Here is a 20592-nt window from a genome sequence, read left to right on the forward strand (position 1 = left end):
CCGCGCGCGGCGGCGCCATGGAACTCGTCAGCGTGGCCGGCGGGCGATGGCCTCGTCCGTCAGGATCGGCTGCTCCGCGCAGACACGCTCCCACAGGTCCTTGTAGCCGACGACCTCGGGCACGACGAGATCGCGCAGCGGCGCGGGCACGTTCTGCACCTCGACGTACTGCTCGCTGCCATCGGGCAGCGTCCGGAAACCCTCTTCATAGTCCTCGCGGTCAAGTTCCTCGCGGGCATCGAACGTCACCAGGGCCTGCAATTGACCGGCGCTCATCATGTGGTCGTCCTGCAGCCACAGGGTCGTGCAGACGCGCCCCTTGAGCCACAGCTCGCCATGGTTGTAGCAACTGACGACGGCCTCCGCGATGTCGGCGTCGCCGTGGGCCGTGATGGTCGCGCCGCCGCTCGCGATCGCGCGCGCAGTCAGTCGGCCGGTCACAACGAGGAACGGACCGCCGTCGGTGTTGATGTTCAGCACGGAGCCGTCGAGTCGCAGGTCGCCGATGACGGCGATGCCGGCGATCTCGAACGCCTCGGCACCCTCCCTGATGTCGAAGCGCGTCAGCCAATCCTGATCGCCCCAGCCGGGCCAATCGAGCAGTAGGGATCCGTCAAGATGCCAGTCGCCTTCGCACACCAGCACGTGATAGCGCGAGAGGTCACGGAGGTAGTTCATCGACGACGAGGACAGACCGAATCGTTCGGCCGCCGCCGCACAGGTCATCACGGAGAACTGAGGCATGGCTCGCAGCAGAGAAATGAGGATGCGGACATGCTAGCGAGCGCGCTACGGATCCCGAGGCTGACGGCTTGGCTGAAAGTCACTTCGGACGCGGCGCTTTCAGACCCGCCGGAACAGCCCCGGATAGTCGATCACGAGGCCGTCCTCATCCACCGGCAGATCGGCGGTGAAGCCGGAGCCGTCCAGCGATTCGAAGCGATAGAGCCGGTCGTCGAGCCGCGTATAGGCCTGCGCCTGCGCGCGCACCGTCAGCGTGGTGCCGTCGACCCAGGCCATGCGGAACTCGAGTCGTTCACCGATGGCCAGCGAGACGCGTCGGATCGGAAAGCTGTTGGTGAACGGCGTGGGCCAGATGTCGATGTCCAGGCATCCGTCGAGATCGGCAAGTGTCCGCCCCTCGCCGTCCTGCCAGCGGCCCTCGCCATCGGTCTTCAGACGCATCGAGCGAAGCGATTCGCCCTCGCCGTCGATGAGCGACAACGCCGCTTCGCGCAGTCGCCAACGCTCATCCCAGTCGAGCCGATAGGCGAGTCGAAACGGCCCGGCTTCTTCGTCGATGGCGATGACGACGCCATCGGCGTGTCCGTCGGAGAGCCGCAGATGCTCGATGCCCACGCCGGTTTGGGCGGCATTCCACAGGGGGATCCAGCAGACGGTGCGAGGCAGAGGCATGACGGGCTCCTTGATCGCTACTTCGCCCACTCCGGCTTGCGCGTCGTCGCGCAGAAGCGTTTCGCCTCGTCCTTGCCCATGGGCTCCACCTGCGGGTCCAGTGGCTGAAGCACTGCCATCACGGCGGGATCGCCACGGTACTTCTTCTTCAACGCTGCCAGGCGCGCGTCAATGCCGGAACAGCTCTGGCACATGCCCCACTCGATGTCCCTTCGGCGCTCCGCATCGCCTTCCCCCGGCTCGCCGAGCCAGTGCGTGCAGGCCCCGTGTCGTTCGACGAGTGCCGTCACCTCCTCCGGGAGCGCTGCGGGGGCCGCAGAAGCCGCCAGCGACGACAACGCGACGAGGCACGCCATCGCGCCGCGTCCGACGAGTCGCTGCAATGAGGAATCGCCGGAGGCTCTCACACGCCCTCCGACGACGACGGCTCCGCCTCATGGCACACCACGCACAGCTTGTTCCCGTCCGGATCGCGGAAGTAGGCGCCGTAGTAGTTCGGGTGGTACTGGGGCCGCGGGCCGGGCTCGCCTTCGCAGGTTCCGCCGTGGGAGAGCGCCGCAGCATGGACCTCATCGACCATCGCCCGCGACGCCGCCATGAAGGCGGTCATCTGCCCGTTGCCGAAGCAGGCCTCGCCTTCGAGCGGCCGGCCGATCAGGAACAGCGGTCGCACGGTCTGCGCGGACTGCCAGCCGGCGCGTTGAGAGGTCGGATCGGTGAAGCGGTGCGGCTGCTTCAGCGCCGCCATCACCGGCGTGTAGAACGCCAGCGCGCGGTCGAAGTCGGTGACGCCGACGAACAGATGGGAAAACATGGTCGACCCTCCCTCACTGCGTCCGACCGCGCCAGCCGATCAGGCTGACGCCCAGCGCGACGAAACACGCGCCGAAGGTCCGGTTCATCAGCTTCACCCGCGTCGGCGAGGCGAGCCCGCGGCGCAGCGCCCGCGCGAGCAGCACGTAGAACGCATGCGCCAGCACCGCGCAGCTGGAGAACGTGACCGTCAGCACGACGAAGTCGCGCAGCGCGGACTCCGGATGATTCATGAACTGCGGGAACAGCGCGGTGAAGAACAGGATCGCCTTCGGATTGGTCAGCGCGACCATGATCCCTCGAAGGAACAGTGCGCGGCGCGACAGGCCGGCCACTTCCGCCGCGGCCGCGTCGCCGCTGACCATCGACATCCGCGCGCCCTGGCGCCATTGCTTGATGCCCAGCCAGATCAGGTAGCAGGCGCCCAGCAGCTTGACGACCAGGAAGGCCTGGGCCGAGGTGCTCAGCAGCACGCCCAGGCCCGCGGTCGTGGCCGCGGACACCGCCAACAACCCGATCGCATTGCCCACCGAGCCGACCATCGCCCGCCGCGGCCCGACGCTGAGCGAATTCGAGATCGCCATCAGCACCGCCGGCCCCGGGGTGAACGTGACGAACAGCGCCACACTGACAAAGCCCAACCAGCTGGTCACATCCACACCGATCTCCCAAGCGCACGACACAGAGGATGCCGATGTTAGCGGCGCGGGCTTCGGGGATAGGATCGTCCGATCGATCACCCCTGCCCGGGAGTCCCCATGCGATCCGTGTTCCACCTGGCCTATCACGTGCGAGACCTGGACGATGCGCGCGCCTTCTACGGCGGCGTGCTCGGCTGCGAGGAAGGCCGCAGCACCGACACCTGGGTCGACTTCGACTTCTTCGGCCACCAGATCTCGCTGCACCTCGGCGAGCCGTTCCGGACCGGCAACACCGGGAAGGTCGGCGACCACATGGTCCCGATGCCGCACCTCGGCGTGATCCTGACGATGCCGGACTGGCGCGCGCTCGCGGACCGGCTGGAGACGCACGGCGTCGAGTTCGTGCTGAAGCCGAGCATCCGCTTCGCGGGACAGCCCGGCGAGCAGGCCACGATGTTCTTCCTCGATCCGTCGGGCAATCCGATCGAGGTCAAGGGCTTCGCGTCCACGGACGGGATCTTCGCGACGTGATCCGCCCGCAATGAACGAGGCGGTCGCCATTGGGCCCCTGGTGCTGCCCTGGGCCTTCCTCCACCTGTGCGTGGCGGTCGCAGCGTCGATGGCGGTGGCAGCCTTCCTCATGCGCAGGCGCCAGCAGGACGCGGGACCGCTGCTGTGGCGCAGCCTGTGGGTCGCGGTCGTGTTCGCGCGGCTGGGCTTCCTCTCCGAATACAAGGAGCTCTACGCGGAGCACCCGCTCAGCATCCTCAACCTGCGCGACGGCGGCTGGTCGCCCGAGGTCGGCATCATCGCGATGTGGATGTATGCAACCTTCAAGCTGCGGAACCTGCCGGCGATGCGACTCGCGGCGTCCGTGCCGCTGGCGGTGGGCACGGCGATCGTGATCGCCGGGCAGATCCAGCTCGCCATGCGCCCCGCGTCCGAGCCGCTGCCGGCGCTGCGCTTCGAGCAGTTGAACGGTGAACCCATCGACCTCGCCGCGCTGCGCGGGAAGCCCGTGGTGATCAACCTCTGGGCGACCTGGTGCGGACCGTGCGTGCGCGAGATGCCGATGCTCGCGCAGTCGCAGCGCGACTGGCCGGACGTGCGCTTCGTCTTCGTCAACCAGGGCGAGGACGCCTCCCACGTGGCGAAGTGGCTGAGCCAACAGCGTCTGGACATGAGCAACGTCGCCATCGACGAACGGCGCGAGGCGAGCGCGGTGTTCAAGCAGGCGGGCTATCCCACCACGCTGCTCTTCGATGCCTCAGGGAATCTAGTCGGCAAGCGCACCGGCGAGCTGTCGAAGCCGGCGTTGGAGGCGATGTTGACGCAGCTACGCTGAGGCCGACGGACTCACGTAGAAACGACTCGATCGTCGCCTGCGCATAACCGATCAGTCGACCATCGTCACGACGGATCATCCAGTTGAACCACAACTCGCCGCCATCCGGCGATCGGCGGATCGCTGCTCGACAATCACCTATGCTGCTGCGCCCGCTCTCCCTCACCGACACCGCCGCCATCGACCTCGTCGCCGAGCGCATGCGCGCGACGCTGATTGAAGTCGAAGGCGAGGAGGCCGGCGGCACGATGTATTCGATGGACTGGCTGCGCGACCGGGTGCGATGGCATCTGGACGGCCGCGCGGCGGAAGTCGTCGTCGCGGAAGACGAAGCCGGCGTCATCGTCGGCCACACGATCTACCGCGTCGAGTGCGAGTCCGATTCCCATTCCGCCTCGCTCAACGCAGCACCTTTCGGTTTGATCTCGACCACCTACGTCGTGCCGGAGGCGCGACGGCTCGGCGTCGCGCAACGCCTGCTCGCGCATGCCGAAGCCTGGTTCCTCGAACGCCACGTGCCGTTCGCATGCACCTGGACGTCAGAGACCAACACGCCGTTGATCGGCCTTTATGACCGCAACGGCTACGTCGAATCGGAGCGCGGTCCCAACCAACTGACGCAGACCATGATGGTCCGATTGACCAAGGCGCTGACCGCATGAATGCCTTCACCACTGCCGCCTTCGACGATCCCAAGCCGGGTCTTGCCGCGTTGGTCGAGGCAGGTCTCGACCAGCACAACGAGGCCTTCGCCGACCACGGCGCCTTCGACGGGCAGCGCGGGCTGTCGAGCGCCGCCTACGACGCCGGCGGTCGCCTCATCGGCGGTGCGGTCGGCCGCACGCTCGGGCGCTGCTGCGAGCTCAAGCAGCTCTGGGTCGATGCCGCGCACCGGCATGCCGGCGCCGGCGCTGCCGTCGTCCGTGCCTTCGAGGAACGCGCCATCGAGCGCGGCTGCGACACCTTCTACCTCAGCACTTTCAGCTTTCAGGCCCGTCCGTTCTACGAGCGCTTGGGCTACACGGTGCAACTGGAGATCCCCGGCCACGGCGTCGCGGGCTCGAAGTTCTTCATGGTGAAGAAACTGCCCGGCTGATCGCCCGGTACGCGCACCCGGCAGGCACGCACCTTGCCGCCATCGCGGCATGAACACCCCTACCCGCACCGTCCATCTTTACCTCTTCGAAGGCTTCGCCGACTGGGAGGCCGCCTACGCGGTCGCGGGCATCAACACGCCCGAGTTCCAGAAGACACCCGGCGACTGGCAGGTGAAAACCGTCGCCGCCGCCGGCGCCAACCTGACGCGATCGATGGGCGGCCTGTCGGTGATGCCCGACATCCGCCTGTCGACGCTGTTCCCGGACGACAGCGAGCTGCTGATCCTCCCCGGCGGTGCCGGCTGGGACAAGGGCGAGCACATGGAAGCGGCGAAGAAAGCCAAGGAGTTCCTCGACGCCGGCAAGCGCGTCGCGGCGATCTGCGGTGCGACGGCGGGCCTCGCGCGGCTCGGCGCGCTCGACGACCGTCAGCACACGAGCAACGCGCTGTCCTACCTGAAGGGCGTCGGCGAATACGCCGGCAGCGACCGCTACGTCGACGAGCCCGTCGTGATCGACCGAGGCTTGATCACCGCGGGCGGCATGTCCGCGCTCGACTTCGCGCGAGCCATCTTCGACACGCTCGACATCTACGATGCCGAGACGCTCGAAGCCTGGTACCAGCTCAACAAGACCGGCAAGTCGGCCTACTTCGCGAAGATGGCGCAGGGCGCGCAACGCTGAGACCGCCGACAACCGAAGCGTCGACCCGCGCGCGCCCGCTCGCGGGTCGGCGCGGGTCGGCGCAGCGACCGCTGCCTGCTCAGTCGAACCCGTAGGCCTCGGCCAGCCGGGGGAACAACTCGGCGACTTCGTCTTCCTGCCACGGCTCGCCGGCCGGGCCGTCGCGTTCGATCTCGCTGACCTCCCTGTCGATCTCACCGCCGCCCAGCGCCTCGTAGGCATTCGACGCCGCGTAGCCGAAAAGCTCGAGTTCCGGCTCGTCGCTCACCGGCCCATCCGCGAGCGATTCAGGATCGGCCAGAGCCGCCTCGAAGCGCTCACGGCCTTCGGAGATCAACCAGTCGCGGAAGTACTGGAAGCCGTCATCCGAGCAGCCGCCCATCATGACGTAGGCGGCGCCCCAGAGATCCCATCGGTAGGCCTCGTCCAACAGCGCGCCGTAGCGTTGATCGAAGGCCTTGACCTCCTCCAGCGACAACTGCATGAGCAGATGCTCAAGTTCGGCGGATCGCTGCTCGGTGTCGTCGCCTGCGCTCTGCCGGGCGCGTTCGATCAGATCCCAGAAAACGTCTTCATCCATCATTGCCCTCTCCTTTTTCAGTTGCCCTTGGCCGCCGTCACGATCCCCTGCGCTGCCGCCCACGCGCCAATGTCGTCGCGCCGGATCGCCGCGGCCATCAGGCCCGGGAAGGCGTCCGGCGTGCATGCGAAGGACGGTACGCCCAGCGCCGCCAGCTTGGCCGCGAGCGCGCGGTCGTAGGCCGGCGCACCTTCGTCGCTCAGCGCCAGCAGGGCCACGCACTGCACGCCGCTCTCGACGAGCGCCGCCGCGCGTCGCAACAGTTGCGGCTCGACGCCGCCTTCGTACAGATCGGAGATGAGCACGAAGATCGTGTTGCGCGGCTCTCGGATCAGGGACTGGCAATAGGCCACCGCGCCGTTGATGTCGGTGCCGCCGCCGAGTTGCACGCCGAACAGCAGATCGACCGGATCGTCGAGCTGCTCGGTCATGTCGACCACCGCCGTGTCGAAGACGACCAGCCTGGTGCTGACCGCGGGCAACGAGGCGAGCACCGCGCCGAAGATGCTTGAGTACACCACCGAGTTCGCCATCGACCCGCTCTGGTCGATGCAGAGCACCACCTCGCGCTGCGGACGTCGAGCCTTGCGACCGTAGCCGTGCAGCGTCTCGGGCACCACCGTGCGGAGCTCCGGCTGCCAGTGACGCAGGTTGGCCCGGATGGTGCGGTGCCAGTCGATCTCCGCCAGCCTCGGGCGGCGGTTGCGCTGGCTGCGGTCCAGCGCGCCGGTCACGGCCGCGCGCATCGGCTCCTCGAGCCGCTTCATCAACTCGTCGACGACCTGCCGCACGACGCGGCGCGCCGTGTCCTTCGTGCCCGCCGGGATCACCCGGGACAGGGCCATGAGGTTCGCGACCAGATGGACATCGGGCTGCACGCCCTGCAGCATCTCCGGCTGCAGCAGCATGTCGCGCAGGTTCAGGCGCTCCAGCGCGTCCTTCTGCATCACCTGGACGACGGAACTCGGGAAGTACTTGCGGATGTCGCCCAGCCATCGCGCCACGCGCGGCGCGGAGTTGCCGCGTCCGCCGCGCCGGTCGTCGCCCAGGCCACCGCCGTCGCCGTAGAGCGCGCTCAGCGCCTGGTCCATCTCCACCGCGTCGCCGTGCAGGCCGCCGCAGCTGTCTTCGGCTTCGCCGCCGAGCACCAGGCGCCACCGGCGCAGGCGATCCGCATCGGTCGTGGTCGTGTTCGTGTTCGCGGGGCCTGGCACGGTGGCCGTCGGGTCCGTCAAGTCGTCAGGCGCGCTCATGCCTCCACTCCCAGCATCAATCGAAGCAGCGGCAAAGGAAGCGCCGCGCGTGCGTCGTCCCATTCCGCCGCAGCCATCACGGCGCCTGCACCGCTGCCCTTCCGCGCTGCGCGTTGACCGAGGTCGCGTCGCTCGCCCGCGTCGAAGTGGGCGAAGGTGCGTCGCACCAGCGGCAGCACGCGGATGAAATGTTCGTCGTCCAGGCCGCCCAGCCAGCCATCGACCAGCGGCCAGACGCCGTCGTGATGCAGCAGCACGACGGCATTGCGGTTGAGGAAGCCGTCCAGCCACGCCGCGGCCTTGGCCGGTTCCGCGGCGCGCGACAGCTGCAGCGACATCGCCGTTCCCGCGTCGTCCGCCGTGATCAGCGCGTCGTCCAGCAGCAATCGCGTGCACAGGCCGCGCAGCAGCGCGTGCGCGCCTTCGCGGGCGGCCAGTTGCGAGATCGCGGCGCGCCATTGCGTCGAGGGCTCGGACTGGCGGCCCGGATCCCGCAGCCTCACCGCCGCCTGCGCGCCGAGCACCCGGTCGCGGACCTGTTCCGCCGCGGCCTCGTCCAGTGAATCGCCCATCAAGGGCAGGCTGATGGCCGCGCGCGTCACCAGGCCGTCGAAGACATGGCCCACCAGGGCCGCGTCGGTCTGCCGCACGTTGCCGTAGCGGAAGACGTTGGCCAGCGGCGGCAACGCGCCCAGCAGCTGATCGGCATCGCCGGTGACTGCGGCGTGGTCCTGCAGCGCACGCGACGCGATCGTCACCGCCTCCGGCAGATCGGCCAGCAGCACGCGATCGACGAGTTCAGCCAACGCCGCCAGGTGCGTGGCCCGCCCGCAGCGCTCGGCCACCGCGGTCGTCGCCGCCTGCGCGACCGACTGGCCCCAGCGGCTGGCCTCGATCACGCGCAGCGCGAACTCGGGCTGCCATTGCAACGTCCAGACCTCGTGGAAGGTGCCGCGCGAGGACTTGCCCGTGCGCGCGATCTCGCCCCACGGCAGGTCGATCAGCCGCAGCCGGTGCAGCAGGTGGCTGCGCGCCAGGTCGTTGGGCTGGCGCAGGTCGAGGTCGAGCGTCTTCTGCGTCGCCTCCGGCTTCATGCGCAGCGACTTCTGCAGCTGTTCGAGATTGCGCTGCAGCGGCACCGTGGGCACGTCCGCCGGCACGCGACCCAGGCGGTCGCCGATGACCAGTTCGTCGCGGATGAAACCGAGCACCGCCTCGTCGCCCAGCGTCATGACGGTGCGCGTCGCTTCGTGCAACTCCTCCAGGCCCGGCGCGGGCCGTTGCCGCAGCGCGGCCAGCGTGTCGGCCAGCCGGGCCGCCTCGATCAGGTGGGCGGACGAGCAGTCGAGATCGCGCTCGCGCATCAGTCGCGCGACGCGCGCCAGCCAGCCGATCGCGCGGGGACGGCGCCCGCCACCCGGGTGGCCGATCTTGCCCTCATGGCCTTCTTGACCTTCCTTGCTTTCCTGGCTTTCCTGGCCGCTCAGCCACAGGTGTTCGTACCAGCCCGGCGAGTGGATGCCCGCGCCGTAGCCGCTGGCGCGCGCGAGGTGCCGATACGTCCACGGCACCCACGTGCTGGTGACCTTGAGCTTGGGCACGCCCTTCAGCAGTGCCTGGTCCGCCTTCGCGGTGAAGTCCGCCCGCAGGCCGCCCAGGTGCCACGCGCCGCAGACCACCGCGATGCGCTCGAAGCCCTCCTTGCGCGCCGCGCGGATGCACTGGCGCATGTGGGCCTCCCGCAGCACCTCGCGATGGGCGCGCGGCGTGCGCGGAGCCAGCGTTTCGTCCTCGCCGGACTCGGCGCGCAGGGTGGTCATCGCCTCGGAGATCGCTGCGAACAGGTCCTCGCCGTCGCCGCGCTCCTCGACCATGTGGTTCCACCAGGTCTCGCCGTCGGCGTAACCCGCCGCGCGGGCGAGCCAGTCCAGCGGATCGCAGCGACGCGTCGACGGCCCGGCGGGCTCTTCCGCTTCGCCCGCTTGACCCGCCTGCTCGGCCTTGGGCGCCTCGGCGGCTTGCCGTTCCTCTTCCTCCCCCGCCCTCTCCAACGCAAGCGAGACGCCGACCGGCAGATCGATGAACCGCACCGGCACGCCGGCAAGTCCGGCCCAGCGCAAGGCCTGCCACTCCGGCGAAAAGCTCGCGAACGGGTGATAGACCGCGCGGCCGGATTCCTCGACCCCGTGCGTGAGCAGCGCCACCGGCGGCGTCATCGCGGGATCGAGCACGGCGGCGACGAGGCCGTCCGCTTCGGGTGGCCCCTCGATGAGCACGCAGTCGGGCTTCAGCACCTCGAATGCGGCGAGCAGGCTGCGCGCGCAGCCCGGGCCGTGGTGCCGCACGCCGAAGTAGTGGACCGGATCGCTCATGGCGCCCCGCGCCTCAGGACTGCTCGCGGCAGGCGCGGTACAGGTCCTTCCAGTCGGTGCGTTCCTTCACGACGGTCTCCAGGTATTCGTTCCAGACGACCTGGTCCTGCACGGGGTCCTTGACGATCGCGCCGAGCAGGCCCGAGGCCACATCGCGCGGGCGCAGTACGCCGTCGCCGAAGTGGCCGGCCAGCGCCATGCCGCTGTTGATCACGGAAATCGCCTCCGCCGTCGACAGCGTGCCGCTGGGCGACTTCAGCTGGGTCTTGCCGTCCTCGGTGCGACCGTTGCGCAGTTCGCGGAAGATCTGGACGATGCGCCGCACTTCCTTGAGCGCCGGCGGCTCGGCCGGCAGCTGCAGCGCCACGCCCAGCTCGGCCACGCGCTTGACGACGATGGACACCTCGGCGTCCTCGCTCGCCGGCACCGGCAGCACCACGGTGTTGAAGCGGCGCTTCAGCGCGGCGGACAACTCGTTCACGCCCTTGTCTCGGTTGTTCGCCGTCGCGATCACGCTGAAGCCGCGCGTGGCCTGCACCTCGGTGCCGAGCTCGGGCACCGGCAGCGTCTTCTCCGACAGCACGGTGATCATGCAGTCCTGCACGTCGGCGGGGATGCGCGTCAGTTCCTCGATGCGGGCGATCTTGCCGTCGCGCATCGCCTTCATCATCGGACTGGGCACCAGCGCCGCCTCGCTCGGCCCGTTGGCCAGCAGCTGCGCGTAGTTCCAGCCGTAGCGCAGCTGTTCCTCGCCGGTACCGGCGGTGCCCTGGATCAGCAGCGTCGAATCGCCGCTGACGGCCGCCGACAGGTGTTCCGACACCCACGACTTCGCGGTGCCCGGCACGCCGTAGAGCAGCAGCGCGCGGTCGGTCGCCAGCGTGGCGACGGCGATCTCCATCAGCCGTTCGTCGCCGATGTACTTGGCGCTGACCTCGAAGCCGTTCTCCAGCGTCCCGCCCATCAGGTAGCGCAGCACCGCCCAGGGCGACATCGCCCAGTTCTCGGGACGCGTGCGCGTGTCCTGGCGCTTCAGCTCGGCGAGCTGCGCGGCGAACTGGTGCTCCGCATGGCGGCGCAGGACGTGCGAGGCGGCGGTCTCGGTGGAAGTCGTCATGAGGTCCTCGGGGTCGGATCGGGTGAGAGGGCGAGCAGGGCGCGGCGCAGCGCTGCCGTCTGCGCGACGGCCTGCAGCTGCTCCGCGTGGGCGGCGGTTTCGTCGGCGGCGCGGATGTCGGCCAGCGAGGCGTAGGCGGAGAGGCTGTCGGCATGCACGACCGCGCCGAAGTCGACCAGCATCGCGCGGACGGCGTAGTCGTCCTTCAGCGTCCCGGCGCGGGCGCGCGACAGCAGTTGGCCGGTCATCGCCTGCGAGAGCTCCGCGCCGAGCATCTCGCCGCCGCTCGCCGCGGCGACGAGCGCCGACAGCGGCAAGGCGCCCTGTTGCAGGTGTCGCAGCCAGTGGCGTTCGCGACGGACCTGCGGCAGCCATTGGAGCGCCTGCGCCGCGTGCTGCGTCTGCAGCGGGCTCTGCGTCTCGAGGAAGGCTTCGCACCAGTCGATCTCGCGCGTCGCGGAGAGAACGTCGAACCAGCCGCGCATCACGGCGTCGGCCCAATCGGTCTTGATCGCCCAGGCGAGCAACTCGACGGGCGTCATCCCTGTCGTGGTGGTCCACCAGCCCAGCGGCACCTGGCGCACCAGTTGACAGAGCCACCAGGCGCGTTCGCCGAGCTTCTCGGTGGACGAGCGCGCGATGACGATCTGATCGGACACCCAGTCGGCACTCGCCGCTTCAGGCGCATCGATGACCCAGTGCTGGCGCAGCAGCGTGCGCTCGCGGCGCAGCATCGGCGAGAGCCGCTCGACGGCGCGTCGTGGATGGGCCGCATCGGGCAGCCGCAGCAGCAGATCGAGCGCGACATCACGGACCTCTCGACTGCGGTCGGCGCGCAGCCGATCGAGGAGCGCCTCGTCGTCGATGCCGAGCCCGACCGCCAGTTGCGCCACCAGATCGGCGCGTTCCTTCGCGGAGAGCTCCGGCAGCGAGGCCTCCAGGCGTCGGCGACCCGCGGCGGGGTCGGCGGCGCGCTCGCGGGCAAGGAAGGCGCGACGCTGCTCCAGCGTACCGTCGGTCCATGGGGTCTCGCCGGGAGCGTCACCGGCTGCGCCCGCGGCGAAGTGCCAGTCCTCGCGCTGCCGCGCCAGCCACAGCCCGCGCTCGCCGAGCACCGGCAGCAACGGCGCGCGCAGTGCGACGGCGCGTCGTCCGGCGTCCAGCGCCAGCGGCAGCAGCATCTCGGGCAGGCGCAGATTCGCCTCGGCCAGTGCCACGAACGCCAACTGCTGAAGTCGCGTGGGCGCTTCGGTCAGCGCCCAGCGCAACAGCGTGCGCGGCGAGCCGGCGACGCCCTCGATCCCATCGAGGCGCTCGGGAACGACCGCGAGACGGTCGACGGCCGCGGGCTCCGTGGGCGGGGCGGTCCAGATGCGGTCCTGCGTGCCCGCGGCATCGCAAGTCGCGATCACGGCCATCGTGCGCAAGACCTGACCCGCCGGTCCCTCGACGATACTGGCGGGCGGCGCGGCCTGCGTGCCAGGCGCAGCCTGTCCGGGCGACGTGACCTGACCGACTTGTGCAACGAGCGCGCCGACCTCACCGGGCCATTCGGGCAGAGGACCGGACTGTCGGTCCGTCCCCACCATCGCCACGGGCAGCAGCGGCTTCCAGGCGCTCATGCGGCACTCCTCGACCACGCGGGGCCCTTCGTTCCAGACTGCCAGGCGGTGAGCGGACGCAGCGCACGGCCGTCCCACTCGCCCATGACGGCGAGCGGATGACCGCCGGCGACGGCCATCAACGACCACCAGTCGGCATCGCCGACCAGCAGCGGAACGGCGCGGCCGTCAGCCGTCAGATGGGGACCGGCATCGGCGGCGACCGGCGTCGCGTTCGCGAGCACGACCGGATGCAGCATCGCGAAGGGGTGGGCAGCCACGCGTTCGGCGACGCGTTGCCATTCGTCCTGCCAGGACTCGGATCCGGCGAGGCGCACCGTTCCGACGGCCCCCTCGGGCTCCAGCGTCGGCGACGCGTCGGCGATCAGTGCGCGCAGCGGCGCGTTGCCGGGATAGAAGGCGAGCGTCAGATCCGCGGCGATGCCGGGCAGCCACCTGCCTTCGAAACCACGGCCGCCGTGCGCGTGATCGAGCAGCCACGCGCGCCGGCGCGAGCGCTCGCCGTGCAGCCAGACGCGGCGCTCATTCAGACGGCCTTCGCGCTCCTCGACGATCACGCCGAGGACCGCCCAGCGATCGGTGACGCGCTCCCCGGCCGCGAGCACCTCGGCCTGGTCGAGCGGCCAGCCGCAGACGGTGCGCAGATCGGCTTGAACGGGCTCCGGCAGCGTCTCGCGACGGGCGAGGCCCTCGCAGGCGAGCTGCAGCAGACCGAGGCGTGAGAGCGTGCGTTCCGGCCAGTCGGCGCCGACGCGCCAGCCGTCCGCGGCGGCGGCGATGCGCTGGCCGAGGCCGGGCGCCTGGGCATCCACCATGCGCGCCGCCATCGTGCGCCAGCCGCGGATCGCCGCGTCGTCGAGCGCGCCGAGTCCGCGACCGATCTGATCGCCGAGCCAGCGCTGCAGTTCAGCGGACGCTTCCTCGATGCGACGCCACCGGTGCGACTCGCGCTTGAGCGCGTTGTCGGGATCGGCAAGCGCCGACGCCGCCTGCGCGGGATCGACGCCGTCGGCGATCTGCGCGGCGCGCTCGGCCGCGCGCTCGACGGCCTTCTGGTCGCGCTCTTCCTTCTTCTGCGCGCGTTCGCCGCGGGAAGCGATCCATTCGGCGACCCAGGCGGGGGGCTCCGCGGCGGCGAAGCGGGAGGCGTCCTGCGCCCTCAGCATCAGCAACGCGAGGCCGTGCTTGCAGGGGAACTTGCGACTGGGACACGAACAGCGAAAGGCGGGACCGCTGAGGTCGACCTGCGTCTGGTAAGGCTTGGAGCCGCTGCCCTGGCATTCGCCCCAGACGGCGGCGTCATCGGCGCCGAGCAACGGCCATTTGGCCGGCGAGGTCAGCCCTCGCGCGGCCTTCGCCGATGCCTCGTCCGGCGCCAGCGCCAGCACGCCCTCCATGGTCAGCGTCATGCTGGCCCGCTCCCTGGTCGAATCGTTGTGGGTGAGTTCGGGGGCGAGTCTAGCTGGAGCGGCACATGACTCAGGTCACCCAGAACGGCGCCGCGCACCGAGGCTCAACGAGCCTCCAGTCACGTCGGTGTCATCGCTCAAGGCTGCGTCTTGAAGGCTTCGAGCTGCTTGATGCGCAGCTGCGCGTGCTCGCGCATGCACCCAAGGTACTGCAGGTTGCGGATCGAGCCTTCAGACCACAGGTCGAGCACCGCCTTGCAATCGGCCTCGCGGAACTTCACCCACAGGCGCTGAGCGGCGACGAGGCTGTCCTTCGGCTTCGCCGGCTTGGCTCCGCCGACCTTGGCGGGCGTTTCCGCCAGCACGCGGCGATAGACGTCGTTGAGCTGCTTCTCGATCTGCTGCTGCTCCTGTGTGGCGCAGTCGTTCATGTCGACGGTGCTCACGACGTTCGCGCAGTCCAGCGCGTGCGCGGACGAGGCCGCGGACATCACCAGCGCCGCGAAGGCGAGTCGTCGCGCGATCGTGCGGTCGAGGTGGAAACCTTTGCTCTTCATGGATGCTCCTTGTGATCAGAAGGACATACGACTCGAAAGGCAGCTTGGACGCGCTCAGGATCCGCGGCGACGGCCACATGCACAACGATCAATTCGTCCAACGCTTCGGTGGGATGAATTGCGCAGCGGACTGCGTAGTCGAACACCTCGCTCAGCGTTTCATCGTCATGCCAGGTGGTCATGACGAAGCCACTCTCCGGCACAGCGGTGCCGCTGAACTTTGCGATGTTGGCCCAATCGATGGCATCGTCCCAACTGCTTGCGGCCACGCCCCACGCCATGGCGTAGAGGCAGCCTTCGGCGACGAGCCAGTCGCTGATGCGATTCTGCTGAGCGGGCGTCACTGGGACTTCGGCCACGACGACTGCGCGGAATGGCGCACGCGCCGCGAGTGTGCGCAGCGCCCCGTCGGGATCGACGTGACGGTAGACCGGCAGCGGGATATCAATCGGACCTTCGCGCATGTGCATCCCCGTTTCGGGCTGTTTTATTTCTGCTGAGCACGAAATGACCTTCGACTTCCATCATGCGCAAGGAACCCGGCGCCATGATGACGATTCGCTCGGTCAACTGCCGCTGAGCGGCCCGTCCACGCGAATCAAGGCAGGCGCGCCAGCGCCTCCAGATAACGCGGCGCCAGCATCAGCTCATCCCAGGTCAGCGGTGCCGATTGCGGCACCAGTGCCGCGCGGCGCGCTTCGCTGTCGATCGCGGGCGTCCACGTGCCCTTGGCTTGCGCGTCGGTCAGGCCGTCGAGCAGCTCGTCGATTGCGCGACCGCCCTGCTCCTGGCTCTGGTTGCACAGCAGCACCAGGTCGCAACCCGCGCCCAGCGCGGCGAGCGCCGCCTCGGTGTATCCCACCGGCCGGCCCTCGATCACGCGCGCCGCGGCCATGCCGAGGTCATCGCTGAACACCGCGCCGGCGAAGCCCAGGCGGTCGCGCAGGATGTCCTGCAGCCAGCGCTGGCTGAAGCCCGCCGGACGGCTGTCCACCTTGCGGTAGACCACATGCGCCGGCATCACCGCCGACAGGCTCAGGCTCAGCCATTCGAACGGGCGGACGTCCTCCGCCAGGATCGCCTTCAGCGAGCGCGTGTCCACCGGCACGCCCACGTGGGAATCGACGCTCACCGCGCCGTGCCCCGGGAAGTGCTTGCCGCAGCTCGCCATGCCCGCCAGGGCCAGGCCTTGCATCAGGCTCTGCGCCAGCAGGCTCACCACGCGCGGATCGCTGTGGAAGCTGCGCGATCCGATCACCGCGCTGATCGACTGGCGTCCGGCATCCTGGTGGTCCAGGTCCAGCACCGGCGCGAAACTCATGTCGACGCCGCAGGCCCGCAGTTCCAGCGCCAGCACCAAGCCGGTCGCCGTCGCGGCCTGGATCGCGCGCATCGCGTCGTCCATCCACAGCTCGCCGAGCGCGCGCATCGCCGGCAGCGCCGTGAAGCCGTCCGTGCGGAAACGCTGGACCCGACCGCCCTCCTGGTCGACCGCGATCAGCAGATCGGGACGGATCGCCTTCGCTTCGGCGCACAGCGACGTCAGCTGCGCGCGGCTCTCGAAGTGGCGCGCGAACAGGATCATCCCGCCGGTCAGCGGATGCGCCAGCCGGCGGCGATCGTCCGCCGTCAGCGTCGTGCCGGCGATGTCCAGGATCACGGGCGAATGCAGGTGCTCGGTCATTGTCTGTGTCTCTTTCATTTTCAATCGCGTCAATCGCGTCAATCGCGCATCTCGACGACGACGAACGCCGTCGCATAGTCGGTCTCGTCGCTCACGCTGACATGCGCGCTCAGCCGCTTGGCTTCGAACCATTCGGCCAGCGCACCGTGCAGCTGGATCCCCGGCTTGCCGCTGCGCGCCTTGACGATCTCGCAGGCGCGCCAGGTCATCGGCATCCGCATGCCCATGCCGATCGCCTTCGAGAACGCCTCCTTGGCCGAGAACCGCGTCGCCAGGTAGGCGATGCCCCGTGCCTCGACCTTGGCGTACCGCTCGCGGAACACCTCGATCTCGTGCGGGCCCAGCACCTTCTCGGCGAAACGGACGCCGCGCCGTTGGAAAGTCTCCCGGATGCGCCGGATGTCGCAGACGTCCGTGCCGATGCCGTAGATCATCGCGACCCTTTCATGCGCCTCGCGTGCGCGCTCCGTGCCCGCCGTGTGGACGTTGAGTGCGGAAGTGCAATCAGACGTACGCGCGCTGGATGCAGCGCTGGTAGTCGCGCACCGCCTCGGTGTAGCCGAGTTCCAGCGCGTCCGCGATCAGCGCGTGGCCGATCGAGACCTCCGACACCCCCGGCACCTCGCGCAGGAAGCGCGTCAGGTTGTCTCGGTTCAGGTCGTGGCCGGCGTTGATGCCCAGCCCCTGCGCCAGCGCCGCGCGCGCCGCGGCGGCGAATGCGGCCACCGTCTCGGCCTCGCGCGGCGTGCCGAAGGCGCTCGCCCAGGTCTCGGTGTAGAGCTCGATGCGGTCCGCCCCCAGCGCGGCCACGTGCGCCATCGCCTCCGGCAGCGGGTCCATGAACAGGCTCACCCGCACGCCCAGCGACTTGCACTCCGCGATCATCGGACGCAGCCGTTCGGCGTCCGCCGGCAGGTTCCAGCCGTGGTCGGAAGTGAACTGGTCCTCGCTGTCCGGTACGAAGGTCGCCTGGTGCGGCCGCGTCTCGCGGATGAAGTCCATCAGGTTCTGCGTCGGATTGCCTTCGATGTTGTATTCGGCCCGCGGCCAGGACTTCATCAGCGCGGCCAGATCCCGCACGTCGTCGGCGCGGATGTGGCGCGCGTCGGGTCGCGGATGCACCGTGATGCCCTGCGCGCCGGCCTCCAGGCACAGCTGCGCCGCGCGCGTCACGCTGGGAATGCCCAGGTGCCGGGTGTTGCGCAGCAGCGCGACCTTGTTGACGTTGACCGACAGCGCGCATCGCGCATCGTGGCGGCCGGATTCGGGAGCGATCAGCGGATTCATGTGAGCAGCTTCTGGACGTCGAGCAGCACTTGCCGCGTCCGCAATGGACGATGCCCCAGATGATAGTGAAGCAACGCGCGCGACAACGGCTTCAACGCCGGACCCGCCTGTTCGCAGGCCTGCTGCAGCGCCGCCTGGCTGCCGTGCAGCAGCGCCGCCTGGAGCTGGATGACGGCCTGGCCCGTCAGTTGGGGGGCGTCGTGTGCCGGCACGATGACGCCCGACTCCGGCGCGAGCATGTAGAGCCGCTCCGGGTCCAGCGGCGCCTGCGTCGTCGAGAGCACGCTCAGGTCGGGCAGCAGGCCGCAGATCGCGAGCATCTTCAGCTCGAAGGCGCGCAGCGCCGCGTGGGCGTCGTCCACGGAGGTCAGTTGCGGCAGCAAGGCCGCATAGGCATCGAACAGCTCGGGCTGCGCATCCTGGCGCGGCAGGAACTTCAGCAGCAGTTCGTTGACGTAGTAGCCGCTGAACAGCGCCGCGCCGCTGGGCAGCGTCTGCCCGCCGACCCACTCCGCGCCGCGCAGCGACTGGACCTCGGCCGCGCCGTCCTCGTTCACCTTCGACGGCTTGGACAGCGTCACCTGAAGCCGCAGGAAGGGCAGCAGCACCGATCGCAGCTGCGAATACGGCCGTTTCGCGCCCTTGGCGACCACCGCCAGCCGGCCGTGTTCGCGACTGAACAGGTCCAGCACGAGGCTGGTCTCGCTCCAGTCGTAGTGATGCAAAACAAAAGCCGCCTGCGTGGCGGGCGGCTTCGGGGCGCGTGTGGCCATGGGCCTTACTCGTAACCGTAGCTTCTCAGATGCTCTTCGGAGTCGGCCCAGCCCGACCGCACCTTCACCCAGAGCTCCAGGAACACGCGCGCGTCCCACAGCTTCTCGAGTTCCTGGCGGGTCTCCGAGCCGATGCGCTTCAGGCGCTCGCCGCCCTGGCCGATGATCATGCCCTTCTGCGCGTCGCGCTCGACCACGATGGTCGCGGCGATGCGGCGCAGGTTGCCCTCCTCTTCCCAGCGATCGATGATCACCGTGGCTTCGTAGGGGAGCTCGTCGCCGGTCAGGCGGAAGAGCTTCTCGCGGATCATTTCCGCGGCCATGAACTTCTCGCTGCGGTCGGTCAGCGCGTCTTCCTCGTAGAACCATTCCTGGTTCGGGAGGTAGGGCTTCAGGATCTGGAACAGGCGCTGCACGTCCGAGTCCTTCTTGGCCGACAGCGGCACGAACTCGGTGAAGTTGCGGCGCTCCTGCATGCTCTTGAGCCAGGGCATCATCTCGGCTCGCCGGGTCACCGCATCCAGCTTGTTGGCGATCAGGACGACCGGCTTGTCCTTCGGCAGCAGCGACAGCACCTTCGCGTCGTCCAGGCCGAAGCGGCCCGCCTCCACCACGAACAGCACCAGGTCCACATCCGCCAGCACGCCCTGGACGGTGCGGTTCAGGTTGCGGTTCAGCGCGCTGCTGTGCCGGGTCTGGAAGCCGGGCGTGTCGACGAAGACGAACTGCGCCTCGTCGACGGTGCGCACACCGGTGATGCGGTGGCGCGTCGTCTGCGCCTTCTTCGAAGTGATCGAGACCTTCTGCCCCACCAGCGCGTTCAGCAGCGTCGACTTGCCGACGTTGGGCCGGCCGACGATCGCGATCAGGCCGCAGCGCAGGTCGCCCTCGTACGGCATCGCGCCGATGCCGCCCTGGATCTCGGGCAGGTCCTCGCCGCCATCGTCCTCGTCGAGGTGTTCGCCTTCCTCGCCTGCTTCGCCTTCCTCGTGGGCGCGCGCGTCGGCGTCCTGGTCCGGCGGAGCGTCGGCGGCGTGTGGTGTGGCGTCGTGCGGCGTGGCGGGGTCGTGCGGGGCGTTCAGATCAGGGTCCTCGGAAACAGGGGGAAGGGCAACGGATTCAGAAGGGGATGCGGAAATGGCATCGGAAATGGAATCGGACGAGGACGTCGACTTCGGCGTCCTCGGCGTGCTGGGGGCATTCATCGCGGGCTCCGCGTCAGTCGCGCAGGCCGGTACCGGGCCGGTCGCCGGCGAGCAGTTCGTCCAGCACCTGCCGGGCGGCCTCCTGCTCGGCGATCCGGCGCGAGCGCCCTTCGCCGCGGCGCGACAGCGTCAGCGAGGCCACTTCGCATTCGACGGTGAAGGTCTGCGCGTGGGCCTGACCCCGCGTCTCGGCGATGCGATAGGACGGCACCGGCAGCTTGCGCGCCTGGAGCCACTCCTGCAGCGCCGTCTTGGAATCCTTGGCCCACTGCTCGATGCCGCTGGCGGCGATGGTCTCGCCCAGCAGCCCGCGCACGATCTCGCGCGCGGCCTCATAGCCGCCGTCCAGGAACGCCGCACCGATCACGGCCTCCAGCGCGTCCGCCAGGATGGACGGGCGCTGACCGCCGCCGCCACGGGCCTCGCCCTCGCTCATGCGCAGCGCCTCCGGCATCTGCAGCACCAGCGCCAGGCGGTGCAGGCTGTCCTCGCGCACCAGGTGGGCCCGGATGCGGGTCAGATCGCCTTCGTCGGAACCGGCGAAGCGGTCGAACAGCATGGCCGACACCGTCAGGTTGAGCACCGCGTCGCCGAGGAATTCCAGGCGTTCGTTGTGCTGCTGACCGAAGCTGCGATGCGTCAGCGCGCGCTGCAGCAGACCCGGCTGCGTGAAGCGGTAGCCGAGGCGTTGCTGGAGGGCGTCGAGCGCTTGCGGGGTCATGGACGGAGGTGGGAAG

General features: G+C 69.4%; 24 protein-coding genes. 5 read left to right on the forward strand and 19 right to left on the reverse strand.

Features of this window, described 5'->3' with window-relative positions; genetic code table 11:
• Nucleotides 1–27: 27 nt before the first annotated feature.
• The 5 genes from PV762_RS09520 to PV762_RS09540 form a co-directional block, all read right to left on the reverse strand.
• Entirely contained in the window at nucleotides 28–744 is a 717-nt protein-coding gene (locus PV762_RS09520; protein WP_421034782.1) for a hypothetical protein, read from the reverse strand.
• 99 nt (nucleotides 745–843) lie between these two features.
• Nucleotides 844–1416, reverse strand: coding sequence for a putative glycolipid-binding domain-containing protein (locus PV762_RS09525; RefSeq protein ID WP_421034783.1), 573 nt, complete (start codon nucleotides 1414–1416; stop codon nucleotides 844–846).
• 17 nt (nucleotides 1417–1433) lie between these two features.
• On the reverse strand, nucleotides 1434–1799 hold the full coding sequence (locus PV762_RS09530) for a hypothetical protein (RefSeq protein ID WP_421034784.1): 366 nt from the start codon (nucleotides 1797–1799) through the stop codon (nucleotides 1434–1436).
• Between the two features lie 20 nt (nucleotides 1800–1819).
• Nucleotides 1820–2230 carry a VOC family protein gene (locus PV762_RS09535; RefSeq protein WP_421034785.1) on the reverse strand — a complete coding sequence of 137 codons (411 nt, stop codon included), beginning with the start codon at nucleotides 2228–2230 and terminating at the stop codon, nucleotides 1820–1822.
• Between the two features lie 13 nt (nucleotides 2231–2243).
• Complete coding sequence (locus PV762_RS09540) at nucleotides 2244–2888, reverse strand: LysE family translocator (RefSeq protein WP_421034786.1); 645 nt, start codon at nucleotides 2886–2888, stop codon at nucleotides 2244–2246.
• A 99-nt stretch (nucleotides 2889–2987) separates the two neighbouring features.
• On the opposite strand from PV762_RS09540, the gene PV762_RS09545 reads away from it, so the two are divergent.
• The 5 genes from PV762_RS09545 to PV762_RS09565 all read left to right on the forward strand — a co-directional run bounded on the left by PV762_RS09545 (nucleotide 2988) and on the right by PV762_RS09565 (nucleotide 5996).
• Entirely contained in the window at nucleotides 2988–3401 is a 414-nt protein-coding gene (locus tag PV762_RS09545; protein WP_421034787.1) for a VOC family protein, read from the forward strand.
• 10 nt (nucleotides 3402–3411) lie between these two features.
• Complete coding sequence (locus PV762_RS09550) at nucleotides 3412–4215, forward strand: prolipoprotein diacylglyceryl transferase family protein (RefSeq protein WP_421034788.1); 804 nt, start codon at nucleotides 3412–3414, stop codon at nucleotides 4213–4215.
• 140 nt (nucleotides 4216–4355) lie between these two features.
• Nucleotides 4356–4877 (forward strand): GNAT family N-acetyltransferase, encoded by a 522-nt coding sequence (locus tag PV762_RS09555; RefSeq protein ID WP_421034789.1) that lies wholly within the window; start codon nucleotides 4356–4358, stop codon nucleotides 4875–4877.
• Nucleotides 4874–5311 carry a GNAT family N-acetyltransferase gene (locus PV762_RS09560; RefSeq protein WP_421034790.1) on the forward strand — a complete coding sequence of 146 codons (438 nt, stop codon included), beginning with the start codon at nucleotides 4874–4876 and terminating at the stop codon, nucleotides 5309–5311. The genes PV762_RS09555 and PV762_RS09560 overlap by 4 nt, the downstream gene beginning before the upstream one ends.
• A 49-nt stretch (nucleotides 5312–5360) precedes the next feature.
• Complete coding sequence (locus PV762_RS09565; RefSeq protein ID WP_421034791.1) at nucleotides 5361–5996, forward strand: DJ-1/PfpI family protein; 636 nt, start codon at nucleotides 5361–5363, stop codon at nucleotides 5994–5996.
• Between the two features lie 79 nt (nucleotides 5997–6075).
• Here the strand turns inward: PV762_RS09565 and PV762_RS09570 are convergent, their stop codons facing one another.
• From PV762_RS09570 to rnc, 14 genes are all read right to left on the reverse strand, one after another.
• A complete protein-coding gene (locus PV762_RS09570) occupies nucleotides 6076–6639 on the reverse strand; it encodes a DUF4240 domain-containing protein (protein WP_421034792.1) in 564 nt (187 codons plus the stop codon).
• Complete coding sequence (locus tag PV762_RS09575; protein WP_421034793.1) at nucleotides 6594–7829, reverse strand: VWA domain-containing protein; 1236 nt, start codon at nucleotides 7827–7829, stop codon at nucleotides 6594–6596. Before PV762_RS09575 ends, PV762_RS09570 begins: the two co-directional genes overlap by 46 nt.
• Nucleotides 7826–10201, reverse strand: coding sequence for a DUF5682 family protein (locus tag PV762_RS09580; RefSeq protein ID WP_421034794.1), 2376 nt, complete (start codon nucleotides 10199–10201; stop codon nucleotides 7826–7828). Before PV762_RS09580 ends, PV762_RS09575 begins: the two co-directional genes overlap by 4 nt.
• Nucleotides 10202–10214: 13 nt before the next feature.
• Nucleotides 10215–11318 (reverse strand): ATP-binding protein, encoded by a 1104-nt coding sequence (locus PV762_RS09585; RefSeq protein WP_421034795.1) that lies wholly within the window; start codon nucleotides 11316–11318, stop codon nucleotides 10215–10217.
• The gene (locus PV762_RS09590; RefSeq protein ID WP_421034796.1) at nucleotides 11315–12940 is read right to left on the reverse strand and encodes a DUF5691 domain-containing protein; all 1626 of its coding nucleotides are present in this window, start codon (nucleotides 12938–12940) and stop codon (nucleotides 11315–11317) included. The genes PV762_RS09585 and PV762_RS09590 overlap by 4 nt, the downstream gene beginning before the upstream one ends.
• Entirely contained in the window at nucleotides 12937–14349 is a 1413-nt protein-coding gene (locus PV762_RS09595) for an SWIM zinc finger family protein (protein ID WP_421034797.1), read from the reverse strand. Before PV762_RS09595 ends, PV762_RS09590 begins: the two co-directional genes overlap by 4 nt.
• A gap of 137 nt (nucleotides 14350–14486) precedes the next feature.
• Nucleotides 14487–14906 (reverse strand): lysozyme inhibitor LprI family protein, encoded by a 420-nt coding sequence (locus PV762_RS09600; protein WP_421034798.1) that lies wholly within the window; start codon nucleotides 14904–14906, stop codon nucleotides 14487–14489.
• On the reverse strand, nucleotides 14903–15376 hold the full coding sequence (locus tag PV762_RS09605; RefSeq protein ID WP_421034799.1) for a DUF7684 family protein: 474 nt from the start codon (nucleotides 15374–15376) through the stop codon (nucleotides 14903–14905). The genes PV762_RS09600 and PV762_RS09605 overlap by 4 nt, the downstream gene beginning before the upstream one ends.
• A gap of 128 nt (nucleotides 15377–15504) precedes the next feature.
• A complete protein-coding gene (nagZ, locus tag PV762_RS09610) occupies nucleotides 15505–16590 on the reverse strand; it encodes a beta-N-acetylhexosaminidase (protein ID WP_421034800.1) in 1086 nt (361 codons plus the stop codon).
• Nucleotides 16591–16628: 38 nt separating this feature from the next.
• On the reverse strand, nucleotides 16629–17024 hold the full coding sequence (acpS, locus tag PV762_RS09615; protein WP_421034801.1) for a holo-ACP synthase: 396 nt from the start codon (nucleotides 17022–17024) through the stop codon (nucleotides 16629–16631).
• A gap of 70 nt (nucleotides 17025–17094) precedes the next feature.
• Nucleotides 17095–17877 (reverse strand): pyridoxine 5'-phosphate synthase, encoded by a 783-nt coding sequence (locus PV762_RS09620; protein ID WP_421034802.1) that lies wholly within the window; start codon nucleotides 17875–17877, stop codon nucleotides 17095–17097.
• Nucleotides 17874–18650 carry a DNA repair protein RecO gene (gene recO / locus PV762_RS09625; protein WP_421034803.1) on the reverse strand — a complete coding sequence of 259 codons (777 nt, stop codon included), beginning with the start codon at nucleotides 18648–18650 and terminating at the stop codon, nucleotides 17874–17876. The genes PV762_RS09620 and recO overlap by 4 nt, the downstream gene beginning before the upstream one ends.
• A 5-nt stretch (nucleotides 18651–18655) precedes the next feature.
• Nucleotides 18656–19549: a GTPase Era gene (gene era, locus PV762_RS09630; protein ID WP_421034838.1), complete on the reverse strand. Its 894-nt coding sequence runs from the start codon at nucleotides 19547–19549 to the stop codon at nucleotides 18656–18658.
• 319 nt (nucleotides 19550–19868) lie between these two features.
• Entirely contained in the window at nucleotides 19869–20576 is a 708-nt protein-coding gene (gene rnc / locus PV762_RS09635; protein WP_421034804.1) for a ribonuclease III, read from the reverse strand.
• Nucleotides 20577–20592: the final 16 nt, after the last annotated feature.

The sequence above is a fragment of the Mitsuaria sp. CC2 genome, from assembly GCF_048957715.1.
GTDB lineage: Bacteria > Pseudomonadota > Gammaproteobacteria > Burkholderiales > Burkholderiaceae_C > Roseateles.

Excerpts from the sequence above, each read along its gene's own strand:
- PV762_RS09525 (WP_421034783.1), bottom strand. The coding sequence starts at position 1,416 with ATGCCTCTGCCTCGCACCGTCTGCTGGATCCCCCTGTGGAATGCCGCC.
- PV762_RS09555 (WP_421034789.1), top strand. The coding sequence starts at position 4,356 with ATGCTGCTGCGCCCGCTCTCCCTCACCGACACCGCCGCCATCGACCTC.
- PV762_RS09580 (WP_421034794.1), bottom strand. The coding sequence starts at position 10,201 with ATGAGCGATCCGGTCCACTACTTCGGCGTGCGGCACCACGGCCCGGGC.
- PV762_RS09590 (WP_421034796.1), bottom strand. The coding sequence starts at position 12,940 with ATGAGCGCCTGGAAGCCGCTGCTGCCCGTGGCGATGGTGGGGACGGAC.
- era (WP_421034838.1), bottom strand. The coding sequence starts at position 19,549 with ATGCCGTACGAGGGCGACCTGCGCTGCGGCCTGATCGCGATCGTCGGC.
- nagZ (WP_421034800.1), bottom strand. The coding sequence starts at position 16,590 with ATGACCGAGCACCTGCATTCGCCCGTGATCCTGGACATCGCCGGCACG.
- PV762_RS09565 (WP_421034791.1), top strand. The coding sequence starts at position 5,361 with ATGAACACCCCTACCCGCACCGTCCATCTTTACCTCTTCGAAGGCTTC.
- PV762_RS09595 (WP_421034797.1), bottom strand. The coding sequence starts at position 14,349 with ATGACGCTGACCATGGAGGGCGTGCTGGCGCTGGCGCCGGACGAGGCA.
- PV762_RS09520 (WP_421034782.1), bottom strand. The coding sequence starts at position 744 with ATGCCTCAGTTCTCCGTGATGACCTGTGCGGCGGCGGCCGAACGATTC.
- PV762_RS09585 (WP_421034795.1), bottom strand. The coding sequence starts at position 11,318 with ATGACGACTTCCACCGAGACCGCCGCCTCGCACGTCCTGCGCCGCCAT.
- rnc (WP_421034804.1), bottom strand. The coding sequence starts at position 20,576 with ATGACCCCGCAAGCGCTCGACGCCCTCCAGCAACGCCTCGGCTACCGC.
- PV762_RS09600 (WP_421034798.1), bottom strand. The coding sequence starts at position 14,906 with ATGAAGAGCAAAGGTTTCCACCTCGACCGCACGATCGCGCGACGACTC.
- PV762_RS09560 (WP_421034790.1), top strand. The coding sequence starts at position 4,874 with ATGAATGCCTTCACCACTGCCGCCTTCGACGATCCCAAGCCGGGTCTT.
- PV762_RS09575 (WP_421034793.1), bottom strand. The coding sequence starts at position 7,829 with ATGAGCGCGCCTGACGACTTGACGGACCCGACGGCCACCGTGCCAGGC.
- PV762_RS09620 (WP_421034802.1), bottom strand. The coding sequence starts at position 17,877 with ATGAATCCGCTGATCGCTCCCGAATCCGGCCGCCACGATGCGCGATGC.
- PV762_RS09550 (WP_421034788.1), top strand. The coding sequence starts at position 3,412 with ATGAACGAGGCGGTCGCCATTGGGCCCCTGGTGCTGCCCTGGGCCTTC.
- recO (WP_421034803.1), bottom strand. The coding sequence starts at position 18,650 with ATGGCCACACGCGCCCCGAAGCCGCCCGCCACGCAGGCGGCTTTTGTT.
- PV762_RS09535 (WP_421034785.1), bottom strand. The coding sequence starts at position 2,230 with ATGTTTTCCCATCTGTTCGTCGGCGTCACCGACTTCGACCGCGCGCTG.
- PV762_RS09545 (WP_421034787.1), top strand. The coding sequence starts at position 2,988 with ATGCGATCCGTGTTCCACCTGGCCTATCACGTGCGAGACCTGGACGAT.
- acpS (WP_421034801.1), bottom strand. The coding sequence starts at position 17,024 with ATGATCTACGGCATCGGCACGGACGTCTGCGACATCCGGCGCATCCGG.
- PV762_RS09605 (WP_421034799.1), bottom strand. The coding sequence starts at position 15,376 with ATGCACATGCGCGAAGGTCCGATTGATATCCCGCTGCCGGTCTACCGT.